Consider the following 13738-nt stretch of genomic DNA (forward strand, 5'->3'; position numbering starts at 1 on the left):
TGCTCAAAATTCTTTGAATTTTATCTACTAAAAAGGTGGAATAGCTTCATTTTATTATGTAAACCACAAAAAACATTGATTTTTACAAAAAAAAAAAAATCTGTAGTGTAAAAATATATTATGTACGCATAGTATATTTGCACACCTGTTTTTGGTGACTGTGACTTTTTGTTATTTACCGTGTCTAACTTACAGTAAACCAAAACAGTACTAATTTTAATCCACCTAGCGCAACGAGGGAAAGATTTGCAACAACATGAAAATTATGGAGTCTGATTTTTCAAAACACATTATTAAATCCGTCCAAAAAGATTTGGGCAACATCTACTTTTTTAACCGTATCGCCGTGGTCGAGTTTAACGAGGGCGTCCATGTAGACATTAACAATTCCGAAGAAATATTTGATGAACTGCACACCTTTTTCGGCACCTCGGAACCCTTTGGCGTTATCGCCAACCGTACAAACTCGTATTCTGTAAAGGTTTTGGATGCCGAACTGTTCAGGAAAAAAGCAAGAAACCTATGTGGCTACGGTGTGGTTAGCTACAACCTTGCGGGCAAGATGAATGCCGAAACAGAAAACATGTTCTGCCTCTCTGACGATATTTGTTTCAATAGCATCCCAGACGCTTTAAACAGTGTGTACCACAAAGTAAAAAACTGTTCGTCTTTTTCTTTAAACTAGATAAATCCCGTCTGGCTTTATTTCTATTAAACGCTGTTTGTACAAACTCCCAACGGCTTTTTTAAAGTTCTTTTTACTCATTTGAAGCTGCTCTTTTATGGCTTCGGGATCCGACTTATCGGTCAGGTTTAAATACCCGTCGTTATCATCAAGTTCTTGCATAATGCGTTCGGCATTGGGCTCAATGTTTCTATAACCTATTTGCCCCAAAGCAATATCCAATTTATTGCCGGGGCGTATTTTTTTAACAATACCTTTTAATCTGTCGCCAACACTAATATCCTTAAAAACCTGATCTTTGTAAATCAGGCCCAAATGCCTTTTATTTACAATTACATTCATCCCAATATCCGATGGATGCGACACAATCAAATCCACCTCATCAAACTCGGCAACCGTAAGTTCTTTATTATCCAAAAACCGATTTGTTTTGCTCGATGCCACTAGCCTATCGGTTTTTTCATCCAAATAACAATGCACCAAATACCAGCCACCGGGTTTCATTTTAAAGGCCTGTTCTTTAAACGGACAAAACAATTCCTTAACCAAACCCCAATCCAAAAAAGCACCGTACTCTGTAACTTGATTACAGCGCAAAACCGCAAAATCGCCTTTCGTAATATAAGGAAAATCTGTTGATGCAACCGGTCGTTCCTCATTATCCAAATACACAAAAACATCAATCTTGTCCCAAATTTTAAAAGCCTCCGGAACGTATCTATTGGGCAACAAAACCTCGTTGTCCTCATCATCAATTAAATACACGCCATGGTCCGTTTCACGCAGTATTTCCAAAGTATTTATTTGTCCTAAATGTATCATGCGGCAAAGGTAACAATTTTTAATCCGCGGTAGTAGTTTACAAGGCGCAACTTAATCGGTAATTTATAGTTTATTTTTTGGCGCAACCTTGCCCTTCGACTACGCTCAGGGTAACAGGTCGGGCTTTCACTACTAGCTTCCTCCTGCGTCGGCGAGCTCAAACATTTAGCCTGCGGTAAGCGCAGTCGAACCGTTCAATCCCTTGCGCAACAATTAGCAGTTGGCAGTAATCAGTTTGCAGTAAGTTATCTATTTGTAAAGAATTGTGAAAACTTAAAACAAACATTAAACTAAAAACATTAAAAAGTAAAGTCTTAAATTTCGACAAAGTCGAAAACATCAATCTGCAGAAATAATGAGGGCAGGAATGGAGTCTCAAAACGCAGCTACAAGCTTAATAACTCCCCGAAAACTATGCTTTGGGTCTCCTATTTACCACTGCTTAAGAGAGGTCAGAACTACCTTTTTGTAGTTCTGGGTAAGGCACAAAAAAAGCGTTACAAAATTGCAACGCTTTTTAAAATATGTAAAACTGCAAATATTAGTAAGCAGACTCTTTACCAAAATGTTTAACCAATAAATAATAAACAACCGCTCTGTATTTATTTCTGTTGGATTGACCGTATTTGTCCATAACGGCTTGAATACCTTTATCTAAATCAGCGCCATCGCTCAACCCTAATTTTTTAATTAAGAAATTGTTTTTAACGGTGGCCAGTTCTGTCTGGTCCGATCCGGAAACTGTTGCAGAATCTGCATTGTAAATAGATGGCCCGCAACCAATAGTAACTTTGGTTAATAAATCCATGTCGGCATCAACACCACATTTGTCTTTTAAATCTGTTGCATATTTTGCAATAAGCTCGTCTCTTTTGCTCATAATAATATAGTTTTTTTAAGGGTTTATAAAAATACGTTTTAAAGATAACTATTTTTTTAGACACGCAGAATTACAGAAAGTCACTTTAATCGAAAAAAATCCTCGATGCTTGCCTTGGGGTTTGCATTTCACAAAGCGTTGGGAGTCATTCCCGCGAAGGCGGAAATCTAAATAGACTTAAAATAGTGAAGCAACACTTCATCATTCAAATTCTTGGGTGTAAAAATTTCTAACAGTTTTGGCTGATCGCTTTCCGAATAAAATGAGTTTAAACTGTTTTTTAAATCTGATACATTCGAAACCGATTCGTATTCAAAACCATACATTTTGCATAAATGTTCTGCAGTTAATTGGTGTTTAGTTTCAAAATATCTATCAAAATTCTCTGTGTTTTTTTGCCCGGGAAGAATCCTGAAAATACCGCCACCTTGATTGTTTATAATAATAATTCGAAAGTGATTAGGTATATAATTATTCCACAGCGCATTACTATCGTAAATAAAACTTAAATCGCCCGAAATTAAAGTGGTTTGCTTTGTGTTGGCAACGGCGCAACCAATGGCTGTACTTGTGCTACCATCAATACCGCTCGTGCCTCGGTTACAAAACACTTTTAAGGTTTTATCCAAATCGAATAATTGCGCGTATCGCACTGTTGAGCTGTTTCCTAATTGTAAAATAGTGTGGTTTGGAATGTTGTTTAAAATAATTTCAAAAGCTTTTAAATCACTAAAATCAATCGCTTTTAAATAGGTGTTATGCTTATTATTTCTAAGCGACTTTACAGTATTCCAATTCGGTTTATAATCACTTTCTTCTGTTTTTACTTCTGATAAAAATTTAGAAAAAAAGTAATTTGGTGTGGTTTTAATCCATTGGCTTAAACTAAAAAACGTATCGTTTGCTTTATTAAAATCGATATGCCAATGTTGCTTTGGTTTATGCTTGCGAAGAAATGCTTTTATCTTTTTTGATACGATTAAGCCTCCAAATGTGAGTAAGATTTCGGGTTGAAGATTTTTAAAGTCCTCATCTTTTAAAGGTGCGATTATTTTATCGATACTCGGAAAAAATTCGTTGTGGTGCAAATTCGATGTGGTTTCGGTAAATACAATCACACTATCGTCTTTTGCTAAAATATCCAACCATTGCTGTTCTATATCATTGGGCTGATTAACGCCAACCAATACCATTTTTTTTGAAGCCGCATTCCAATCGTTTATGCACGATTCTAAAATAGAGTCTTCAATTTCTAAAGGTTTGTTTTCAGCAGAAATAGATTTCGGGTTTACCGATAAATCATCAACCATATCGTACAAGGGCTCATCAAACGGGATATTAACATGTACAGGGCCGCTTTTAGAAAATGCAATATTTATAGCTTTATTAATTTCGGTTTCGTTAAAATCTTGGATACCTTGTTTTAAGCCCAATAAAGTTTCAAGTTTATTTTCTAAATTCTTAAAAATGGGCAACTCCTCTTCAACTTCAACTTTTTCATCTAAATCCAACTTTAAATTAGCCGAATATAAAATATGGTTTTTAAAAACGTTTTTTTGATTTATGGTTTGCCCATCACCAACCCCAATTAAATGTTTGGGTCTATCTGCCGATAAAACCACCAACGGCACATCGCTATAAAAAGCTTCTGCCACAGCGGGGTAATAATTTAACAATGCACTACCCGAAGTACAAACCACAGCCGTTGGCTCTTGCAATTGCTGTGCAATGCCTAAAGCAAAAAATGCCGCACAACGCTCATCAACAATACTGTAACATTTAAAAAACGGGTTGTTGGTAAACCCAATGGTTAACGGGGCACTACGGCTACCGGGAGAAATTATAATATGCTTTATGCCTTTGGCTTTACATAGCTGAATAACGGTTTGTGCAAGCGGAATTTTTGGGTGTTTCATGGTTTTCAAAAGTACAAAACCTAAGTGAAAATTTGCGTTATAAATTCTCGAATATTTATTGGTATCTAACAAGGAATCTCATCATAAACAATCACTTTAAATAGGCTATTAGAAAGCGAGACCTGTGTTAGGTTTTTAAAAACCTAACACAGGTCTAATTTACAAAACACGTTTAATAGTTTGCGATTTAGACACCGTTTCGTCCCATTCGCTTTCCGGAATTGAACTTTCGGTAATACCGCCGCCAACGTAAATTAGGGCTTTGCTATCTTTTAATTGCATACAACGCAAATTAACATACAATTGCGTGCTTTTTTTGTTTATGGCATAAGCCCTGTTTTCAATATTTCGTTTCCCAGAACGCGGTGCTTTTGTGGAATCAAAATTTAATTCTCCCAGAAAACCCGTGTAAAATTCGCGATTATAATTTTCGTTTTTTAGAATGAATTGTTTGGCATCAAGTTTCGGAAATCCGCAAACTGCCGGTGTTGGATGCAATACCGAAACAATGTCCTTTAATTTTGCATGGGCTTGCAATCTTGCCGAAATCATGGTTTTTAAATGCAGTAAATTACCCGCTTTTACGGTTTCGGTTTCAGCTATTTTTATGTGTTCAATTAAAGGTTTTAAACTTTCGGTAATAAAATAAGTAACAATTTGTTGTTCGTCTTTTTCTTTGGCTTTCCAAACTACATCCAAAGTGCCTTTATAATCTTGCGTGCCGGCCAATGCCATAATCGAGAGTTGTTTTCCTTCTATTTTAATTAATGTTTCTGGTGTTGCACCCAACCACAATCCTACTTTGGGATGATACCAACAATATGCAAATGCCGATTTGTACGTGTTTAAAAGTTTTTTAAAAATTGAAATGGGATTGGTTTCCGCCGAAAGGCCAACCGTTTCCTGCCTCGATAAAACCACTTTCTCAAGAGCGTTTTCGGCAATGGCTTTGATGCCTTTTTTTATGAGGTTGATGTGATGGTTTTTTGATTCATTCTCAATTTGAGCAAAACTACTATCTGAGTGGTTTCCTGCCTTTACTTCGACTGCGCTCTGCATAAACTCCGAAATGACAAATTGTTGAGAAATAGAAATTACTTCCGAATTTTCAATGGGTATTAAAACCGAATCTTCTGCAGCATTAAAAGGCGAAAACACAAATCCTTTATCGGTAAAATCTTGGGTAAAAAATAAATTACTTGTTTGTTGAAGTATCGCTTTTACGGTATCTTCATTGGGTTTTCTGTAAACCACAAAAGGCAATTGGTTGCTATACTGCGTTTCAATTCGATTAAAAAAATCTTCCAAAGTCATTAACTATTTATTTTTGGGTAACGAAATGGTTGAAAGTTTGCAAATAGAAATTAAATTATCGGCATCATCGGTCACCCTTATATCCAGTAATTGCGTGGTTCTGCCCTTGTGTAAAAAAGTGGCTTTGGCATAAACAAAACCATCGCGTACACTTTTTAGGTGATTTGCCGTAATTTCCAAACCACGAACAAAAAATTTATCGGTATCAATAAAAATATGCGATACAAAACTTCCAACACTTTCCGCCAAAGCAGCTGTTGCACCGCCATGTAGCAAACCATCGGGTTGATGCACCCTGGAATTAACCGGCATTTTTGCAACTAAAAAATCGGCTCCAAAATCTACAACCTCAATATTTAAGGTTTCCATTAATGTGTTTTTACAAGCTTTATTGGCCTTTTCTAAAACGGCTTCTTTAGATAATTGCATAGAATAGTGTATTTTTAAAATCGCAAACAAAAATACAAAACATAAGTGTAAATGAAATCAGAAGAAAAAGAAATATCATACACCGCAACCAACTCTTATTCTACCTTAAACACGCTTACAAAATCGACCAAAAACGTTTGGTTTGTTTGCCATGGCATGGGGTATTTAAGTCGGTATTTTTTACGCTATTTTAAAGGATTAAATGCTGATGAAAATTATATTATTGCACCACAAGCAGCGAGTAAATATTATTTAAAATCTGAGTTTAAACATGTTGGCGCAAGTTGGCTAACCAAAGAAAATACTGCAATGGAAACCAAAAACGCAATGCAATATTTTGATGCTATTTTTGAAGCTGAAAACATTCCTAACGATGTTAATTTAATAGTATTTGGGTATTCGCAAGGGGTTAGCGTTGCTGCACGTTATGTGGCAAAACGGCAATTACAATGTGCGCAATTGGTATTGCATTCTGGCGGTATTCCTAAAGAATTACATGCTGAAGACTTTGTGTTTTTAAAGGCTAAGGTAAATTTGATTTGCGGAAAAAACGATGAGTTTTTAACTGAAAATCGCTTACAATCTGAAACCCAAAAAGCTCAACTTTTATTTAAAGATAATTTGAATGTTATGCTGTTTGATGGCAAACATGAGGTTAATGTAGCATTGATTAATAATTTGGTTTAATAGTAGCATGGCAATATAGGGCAGTAAGCTATTTTTAGTCAAGTTTTATTGACTAATCTATTTTACCTCATCATAATGGTCGTCCCATTCTTTTGGTTTGGGGTCGTGCAATTTGTTTAAAGACTTGGCTACCATCATAGAAACGGTAGCATCGCCAGTTACGTTTACCACGGTTCTGCACATATCCAAAGGTCTATCAACAGCAAAAATAAGCGCTAAACCAATAGGTAGTAATTCCGCAGGAAACCCAATAGATTCCAATACAATAACCAACATTACCATACCAGCGCTAGGTACAGCGGCACTACCAATAGAGGCCAATAATGCTGTAACAACAATAACCAATTGATTGGTAAAGGTTAAGCCTTCTGGCCAAATAACCTGCATAATAAATACGGCTGCAATGCCTTGATACAAACTTGTGCCATCCATATTTACAGTAGCACCTACGGGCAAAACAAAACCAGAGACTTCTTTGTCCACGCCCAAATGTTCTTCAACACGTTCCATGGTTACGGGTAATGTGGCGGCACTACTACTGGTTGAAAACGCCAGTAATTGCGCTGGACTTATCTGTTTTAAAAACCACAATGGCGATTTTTTTGTATATACACTAATCAATAAAAGGTAGAACCCAATCATTAAAATTAAACCACCAACAACACAAAAAGCATAATATAAAAGTTTCACCAAAATCTCGGTATCATCAAAAGCCACTATAACATTCGCCAATAACGCAAAAACAGCATAGGGAGCGAACAGCATAATTAAATCGACCATTTTCATAACAACCTCGTTAAGCGAATCAAAAAAATCGACTAGTGGTTTGGCTTTTTTTTCGCCAATAAGCAACAAACTAATACCAACAAAAAGGGCAAAAAAGATAACCTGCAGCATCGAGGCTTCTACAAAAGACTCAAAAACATTACTTGGAAAAATATCGACCAAAGCGCGCAATGGTCCTGCGTCTTTTTGTTCAGAGGCTTTGGTTAACTTATCTACAACGCCTTCGTCGTTTTCGTATTTAAGCTTAATTTTTTCAATGGTCTCCTCTGGCATTCCAATACCTGGCTTAACCACGTTAACTATGCTTAAACCAATAATTATGGCGATTACTGTTGTACCGATATATATTGAAATGGTACGCAAGCCCATAGATTTTATTTTAGAAATGTCCTTAAGATCTGAAATCCCCTTTATTAACGATGCCAAAATAAGTGGTACGGCAATTAATTTTAAAAGGTTGATAAAAATGGTGCCAAATGGTGCCACCCAACGGCTTATAAAATGCTTTGCTTTTAACTCTTTTACCTGTTGGGCCTCTACAATTTCTACGCTTTGAATAACTTCGCCATTTACAATCGATTCAATAATTTTTTCGTGAGCCGGAATAGTAGCGGTTACAACTTGCTCCCTTCCCCAACTGGTTGATAATAAAATAAATCCGAAAACGATTCCTAAAACCATGCCTATAATAATTTTCCAGTGCAATGCGAGTTTCTTCATAAGTTTTTCCAGCCTCTTTTTAGCAAGAGATTTTTTTAGATTCGTAATTTAAAATGGCTAACAATATAAGTATTTTTTGTGTGTAGCTACTATGGTTGGCTTTCAATTTTTGCCAAATAAACTGCTTTTATGGCAGGATTATGTTTTAGGGTTGCGCCTAAAAACTTCAATCATATTAAACAGTACAATACAAAACACTACCCAAATGGCACCAGCAATAAATCCGCCCAATATATCCGAAGGAAAATGTACACCAAGGTAAATACGGCTTATCCCGATGCTTAAAATCAACAAGGTTGAAATAAAAATTGCGGCAATTTTTTTAAACCTATTCATTTTAAACTTATAAGACAGATAGATTAAAAAACCATAAAAAGCCATGGCGCTCATGGCATGACCACTGGGGTAGCTTAGTGTTTCTACCGGAACCAGGTGTTCTGTACTTGGTCTTGCCCTATTTACAATACGTTTTAATACCAAGTTTGAAAGCGCCGATAAAAGCAATACCACCAAAATTTGCAGCACATATTTTTTTCGTTTAAAAATAACTATAGACAGAAAAAAGCTAATAGCAAGCACGGTTAAATAGCCGTAAACATCTCCCACATGGGTTACAAACACAAAATAATTTGTTAAGGCTGACGACCGAAACGAAATAATATAATCGGTAACTCTAGCATCGTATGCAACAAGTACGTCTGTGGTAAGTGTTTCGGTAAGTTCAATAAATAAACTGATGCCCACAACCACAAAAACCAAAGTGAGTAACAGAGCAATTACATGTGGCAAGGTAACATTGTATTTGCCAAAATTATGTATTAAGATTTTGCTTGTTTTTTTTATTATAGCTATTAATATTTTAAACATATTTTTAAAAAAATTTAAGGCAGTAAATTTTGCGGACTACCTAAAAGGCATCAATATCATTTTTAATTAATGGATTGCCACGTACTTTGCCCTCGCAATAATGTAGTTATAAAAGAATAGAGCCCTAAGACTGCGATCAGAATTTATTTTATAAGAAATTAAATAATTAAATGATGTGATGCCTCAATAGTTCCTCAAGGCATAACAAACCTTTAGGCGTAAATAAACCATAGCAGATTGCTTAACCCCGATTGATGCGGCATCTTTTTTTCAGTTAAACGATTTGTTTAATAAAAATAGAGATTTATACTATTTATAACATGTTTAATAAGGTTCTGAAACAAGTTCAGTACAAGAAAGACATAGCCCTTCGGGTGTGCTCAGGATAAATTGCAAGCGGGAAATAACTTCAAAAAACTATTCTAATTGTACATTTTATTTATTAAATAAAAATCGGCAATAACCAAAGCCGCCATGGCCTCTACAATAGGCACCGCTCTAGGCACCACACAAGGATCGTGTCGCCCTTTTCCGTGCATTTTTACCACTTTACCTTCTTTGTCTATGGTTTCGTATTCTTGGATAAGTGTGGCCACAGGTTTAAAAGCGACGTTAAAATAAATATCCATACCGTTGCTTATACCGCCTTGAATGCCGCCAGAAAAATTGGTTTTTGTACTACCATCGGTATTAAATGCATCGTTGTGGTCGCTGCCGTACATGGTACTACCGTGAAATCCGCTACCATACTCAAAGCCCTTTACAGCGTTTATGGAGAGCATGGCTTTACCCAATTCTGCATGTAATTTATCGAACACGGGTTCGCCCAAACCAACGGGCACATTCTTGATAACACAGCTTACTATACCACCAACGGTATCGCCTTTGCTACGCACCTCTTTAATGTAGGTTTCCATTTTTGAAGCCATGGCTTCGTCGGGGCAACGCACATTATTTGATTCTGCTTTTGTTAAATCTAATTCGGTATATGGCTTATCAAGTTTTACATTTCCAACACCCGAAACATAAGCAGTTATTTCGATTCCTTTTAACATTTGTTTTGCTATGGCACCGGCAACAACACGACATGCGGTTTCGCGTGCCGAACTGCGCCCGCCACCGCGATAGTCTCTAAAACCATATTTTTTGTCGTACACATAATCGGCATGACTTGGACGATAACTGTCTTTTATATGTGTATAATCGTGCGATTTTTGATTGGTATTCTCTATAACAAAACCAATGGAAGTCCCCGTGGTTTTTCCTTCGAAAATACCGGAATGAAATTTTACCGTATCGGGTTCTTTACGTTGGGTAACAATGGCCGATTGCCCAGGTTTGCGTCTGTTAAGCTCATCTTGAATAGCATCCAAGTCGAGTTGAATACCAGACGGACAACCATCTATTACACCGCCTAAAGCAGGCCCGTGAGATTCGCCGTAAGTTGTTAAGTTGAATAGTTTTCCGAAAGAGTTTCCTGCCATAGTAAAATTTTGATGCTAAAATAAATCTATTCTGAGACATATGGAAATTGAAGTTGTGTTTTGTTGTAAATGAGATTGATGACTGAATACTGCCAACTAAACCAGCGCTTCCTTCAAAATAGTAATTGGGTGTTTAGCCTCTCTTTGTGTGCCATCTTTTATCTGATGCCTGCAACTCGTACCATTTGCCGAAATAATTGTAGTTTCTGGAGCTTTTCTTACCGCTGGAAATAACGTTTGCTCGCCAACTTGCATACTCACTTTGTAATGCTCTTTTTCGTAGCCAAAACTGCCTGCCATTCCGCAACAACCGCTAGGAATAATAGTAACTTTGTAATTTTTGGGTAAACTTAAAACCGAAAAACTCGACAGTTGATTGCTCATGGCTTTCTGGTGGCAATGCCCATGGAATTTTATGGTTTTTTCTTCTAAAGTGAATTGATTAGAACTGATGTTTCCCAATGCTATTTCTTTTTGAATAAATTCTTCAATTAAAAAGGTGTGTTTTGCTATCGCTTCCGCGGAAGTTTTATCGTCTGCTAATTTTAAATATTCGTCTTTGAAAGTGAAAATCGCTGAAGGTTCAACACCGATAAGCGGTGTGTTTTCTGAAATTTTACCTTTAAAGATTCCAACATTTACATTGGCAAAATTTTTAGCCTGTTTTAATAAGCCTTTTGATAAAAATGAACGACCAGACTCTGCATGATTAATCAATTTAACTTCGTAATTTAAAGCCTTTAAAAGCTGAATGGTATCAATGCCAATTTTAGTGTCTAAATGATTGGTAAATTCATCATTAAAAAAATAAACAGTTTTAATAATTTTTTCTTTAACTACTTTACTTTCAATTTTTTGAAATTGATTATTTAAACTTTTATTTGAAATTAAAGGCAAGCTTCTTTCCTTAGCGATTCCGAAACTTTTTTTTAATAATGATGCTGTAAATCCGTTTGAAAACACAAAATTTGTAAGCTTCGGAATTCGACTTCCAAAATCATTTAATGTATTATTATAAGCAAACAATTTGGTACGCAGCGATACGCCATTTTCTTTTTGATATTGATACAAAAACTCAGCTTTTAAACTCGCCACATCTACACTACTTGGGCATTCGCTGGCACAGGCTTTACAGCTTAAGCAAAGATTAAAAACGTCTTTTAATTCTTTATGATTGAATTTATTTTCCTTTTCAGAATTCGTTAAAAACTCGCGCAGTGCATTGGCACGCGCTCTGGTGGTATCTTTTTCGTTTCTAGTGGCTCTGTAACTCGGGCACATCGTTCCGCCAAATTCTGGAAGTTTTCTACAATCGCCAGAGCCATTACATTTTTCTGCTTCGCGAAGAATACCTTGGGATTTCGAGAAATCTAAAAGCGTTTGAATCTTTGGCTCTTCTCTATTGGAGACGTAACGCAGCGATTCATCCATTGGGAAAGCATCCACAATTTTTCCGGGATTGAAAATATTATGGGCATCAAAAGCCGTTTTTGTACGTTTTAAAATTTCATAATTTTCGTTACCAATCATTAAAGGAATAAACTCAGCTCTCACAATACCATCACCGTGCTCGCCACTCATCGAGCCTTTGTATTTTTTCACTAAATGCGCCACATCGGTGGTTATTTTTCTAAATAAAACAACATCTTCTTTCTTTTTTAAATTTAAAATGGGGCGCAAATGCAACTCGCCAGCACCAGCATGTGCATAGTAAATGGCATCTTGTTTGTAATCTTTCATCAATTGAGTAAACTCAGAAATGTAATCAGACAAATCTGGCAATGCCACAGCGGTATCTTCAATACAGGCTGCCGATTTTTTGTCGCCAATAATGTTTCCCAACAATCCTAAACCAGCACTTCTTAAATTGTTTGCTTTCTCAATGTCTTTTCCTAAAAGCTTCGGATACGCGTAACTTAAACCAGATTTTTTAATTGAAGAAACTAAAATATCTGCCAAAATTTTCACCTCATCTAACCTGGAAGCTTTAACTTCGCACATTAAAATCGCTTTGGGGTCGCCTTCTATAAACTGCCTATTTTCTCGTTGGGTTTTATTGTGTTTTGTACAATCTAAAATGGTTTTATCCATCATTTCGCAGGTGTACAAATTGTGCTGCATAACCAATTCTACTGCGTTTAAACAGTTTTCGATGCTGTTAAAATGTGCTGCAACCATAATACTTTCTTGTGGCGGCAAGACATCTAACTTTAAAGTAATTTGGGTTGTAAACGCCAGTGTGCCCTCGCTGCCCGAAAGGAGTTTGCACATATTGAAATTCTCTTTAGAATCAGAAAAAATATTGGTTTTCAATAACTCATCAATGGCGTAACCTGTGTTTCTTCGATGTATTTCTGGTTTTGGAAAATTTTCTTTAATGTTATTTTGAACCGTTTCAGATTCTAATTCATTATAAATCGTTTTATAAATATGGCCTTCTAAAGAGGGTTCGCTTGTTTTCTTCTTAAAATCATCTGAAGATATTTCACCAAAAACAACCTCGCTTCCATCGCTTAAAACAGCATGTAATTCTAATACTTTATCGCGCGTAACACCGTATTGAATAGAGGTTGTACCCGACGAGTTATTGCCAACCATACCACCAATCATACAGCGGTTAGAGGTTGATGTATTGGGGCCAAAAAACAAGCCAAAGGGCTTTAAGTAATTATTTAACTGGTCGCGCACCACACCAGGTTGTAGAGTTACGGTTTGCGCTTTTTCATCAATATTTAAAATGTTTGTAAAATGTTTCGATACATCTACCACAATACCTTTACCAACACATTGTCCGGCAAGCGATGTACCAGCGGTTCTAGGAATTAGCGAAGTGTTATGCGTTTTTGCAAACTTAATAAGCTCCTTGATATCGGCGTTGTTTATTGGATACGCTACGGCCAAGGGCAACATTCTATAAACAGACGCATCGGTGGCATATATGGCTTTTATTAAATCGTCATAAAAAAGTTCGCCCAAAAGGTTTTCCCTTAAAGCCTGTAAATGTGGTGTTAAACCCATGATTTTATAATTCTTGCATCAAATCTAAAAAGAAGTTAAATATAATTACAATTTTGGCGTTATTTTTGTTAAAATGAATAGAATATTTTAGTAATCTATTTTATAAAGTAGGTCGTATATTATTAATGAA

11 protein-coding genes are annotated in these 13738 nt (G+C 36.2%); 2 read left to right on the forward strand and 9 right to left on the reverse strand.

The window, feature by feature from the left end; genetic code table 11:
• The first annotated feature begins 265 nt into the window (after positions 1–265).
• Positions 266–685 carry a hypothetical protein gene (locus ACFSQS_RS03845; protein WP_388014363.1) on the forward strand — a complete coding sequence of 140 codons (420 nt, stop codon included), beginning with the start codon at positions 266–268 and terminating at the stop codon, positions 683–685.
• Here ACFSQS_RS03845 and ACFSQS_RS03850 read toward each other — a convergent pair.
• From ACFSQS_RS03850 to ACFSQS_RS03870, 5 genes are all read right to left on the reverse strand, one after another.
• On the reverse strand, positions 677–1507 hold the full coding sequence (locus tag ACFSQS_RS03850; protein WP_388014366.1) for a CvfB family protein: 831 nt from the start codon (positions 1505–1507) through the stop codon (positions 677–679). The genes ACFSQS_RS03845 and ACFSQS_RS03850 overlap by 9 nt on opposite strands.
• Positions 1508–2048: 541 nt before the next feature.
• The gene (locus ACFSQS_RS03855) at positions 2049–2387 is read right to left on the reverse strand and encodes a DUF2853 family protein (RefSeq protein WP_388014369.1); all 339 of its coding nucleotides are present in this window, start codon (positions 2385–2387) and stop codon (positions 2049–2051) included.
• Between the two features lie 167 nt (positions 2388–2554).
• The gene (menD, locus tag ACFSQS_RS03860; protein WP_388014372.1) at positions 2555–4303 is read right to left on the reverse strand and encodes a 2-succinyl-5-enolpyruvyl-6-hydroxy-3-cyclohexene-1-carboxylic-acid synthase; all 1749 of its coding nucleotides are present in this window, start codon (positions 4301–4303) and stop codon (positions 2555–2557) included.
• A gap of 159 nt (positions 4304–4462) precedes the next feature.
• Entirely contained in the window at positions 4463–5617 is a 1155-nt protein-coding gene (locus ACFSQS_RS03865; RefSeq protein WP_388014375.1) for a chorismate-binding protein, read from the reverse strand.
• 3 nt (positions 5618–5620) lie between these two features.
• The gene (locus tag ACFSQS_RS03870; RefSeq protein ID WP_388014378.1) at positions 5621–6046 is read right to left on the reverse strand and encodes a PaaI family thioesterase; all 426 of its coding nucleotides are present in this window, start codon (positions 6044–6046) and stop codon (positions 5621–5623) included.
• Between the two features lie 51 nt (positions 6047–6097).
• On the opposite strand from ACFSQS_RS03870, the gene ACFSQS_RS03875 reads away from it, so the two are divergent.
• Complete coding sequence (locus ACFSQS_RS03875; RefSeq protein WP_388014381.1) at positions 6098–6733, forward strand: alpha/beta hydrolase; 636 nt, start codon at positions 6098–6100, stop codon at positions 6731–6733.
• A gap of 57 nt (positions 6734–6790) precedes the next feature.
• On the opposite strand, the gene ACFSQS_RS03880 is transcribed toward ACFSQS_RS03875, so the two are convergent.
• The 4 genes from ACFSQS_RS03880 to ACFSQS_RS03895 form a co-directional block, all read right to left on the reverse strand.
• Positions 6791–8239: a cation:dicarboxylate symporter family transporter gene (locus ACFSQS_RS03880; RefSeq protein ID WP_388014383.1), complete on the reverse strand. Its 1449-nt coding sequence runs from the start codon at positions 8237–8239 to the stop codon at positions 6791–6793.
• A gap of 138 nt (positions 8240–8377) precedes the next feature.
• On the reverse strand, positions 8378–9106 hold the full coding sequence (locus tag ACFSQS_RS03885) for a phosphatase PAP2 family protein (protein WP_388014385.1): 729 nt from the start codon (positions 9104–9106) through the stop codon (positions 8378–8380).
• Between the two features lie 422 nt (positions 9107–9528).
• Positions 9529–10590 (reverse strand): chorismate synthase, encoded by a 1062-nt coding sequence (gene aroC, locus ACFSQS_RS03890; protein ID WP_388014387.1) that lies wholly within the window; start codon positions 10588–10590, stop codon positions 9529–9531.
• A gap of 96 nt (positions 10591–10686) precedes the next feature.
• Complete coding sequence (locus ACFSQS_RS03895; protein ID WP_388014390.1) at positions 10687–13608, reverse strand: FAD-binding and (Fe-S)-binding domain-containing protein; 2922 nt, start codon at positions 13606–13608, stop codon at positions 10687–10689.
• Positions 13609–13738: the final 130 nt, after the last annotated feature.

The sequence above is a fragment of the Gelatiniphilus marinus genome, from assembly GCF_042684345.1.
Taxonomy (GTDB): domain Bacteria; phylum Bacteroidota; class Bacteroidia; order Flavobacteriales; family Flavobacteriaceae; genus Gelatiniphilus; species Gelatiniphilus marinus.

Bases quoted from the DNA above. Each gene is read 5' to 3' on its own strand.
- ACFSQS_RS03855 (WP_388014369.1), bottom strand. From the start codon at position 2,387: ATGAGCAAAAGAGACGAGCTTATTGCAAAATATGCAACAGATTTAAAA.
- ACFSQS_RS03845 (WP_388014363.1), top strand. From the start codon at position 266: ATGGAGTCTGATTTTTCAAAACACATTATTAAATCCGTCCAAAAAGAT.
- ACFSQS_RS03895 (WP_388014390.1), bottom strand. From the start codon at position 13,608: ATGGGTTTAACACCACATTTACAGGCTTTAAGGGAAAACCTTTTGGGC.
- ACFSQS_RS03865 (WP_388014375.1), bottom strand. From the start codon at position 5,617: ATGACTTTGGAAGATTTTTTTAATCGAATTGAAACGCAGTATAGCAAC.
- ACFSQS_RS03850 (WP_388014366.1), bottom strand. From the start codon at position 1,507: ATGATACATTTAGGACAAATAAATACTTTGGAAATACTGCGTGAAACG.
- ACFSQS_RS03870 (WP_388014378.1), bottom strand. From the start codon at position 6,046: ATGCAATTATCTAAAGAAGCCGTTTTAGAAAAGGCCAATAAAGCTTGT.
- aroC (WP_388014387.1), bottom strand. From the start codon at position 10,590: ATGGCAGGAAACTCTTTCGGAAAACTATTCAACTTAACAACTTACGGC.
- menD (WP_388014372.1), bottom strand. From the start codon at position 4,303: ATGAAACACCCAAAAATTCCGCTTGCACAAACCGTTATTCAGCTATGT.
- ACFSQS_RS03880 (WP_388014383.1), bottom strand. From the start codon at position 8,239: ATGAAGAAACTCGCATTGCACTGGAAAATTATTATAGGCATGGTTTTA.
- ACFSQS_RS03885 (WP_388014385.1), bottom strand. From the start codon at position 9,106: ATGTTTAAAATATTAATAGCTATAATAAAAAAAACAAGCAAAATCTTA.
- ACFSQS_RS03875 (WP_388014381.1), top strand. From the start codon at position 6,098: ATGAAATCAGAAGAAAAAGAAATATCATACACCGCAACCAACTCTTAT.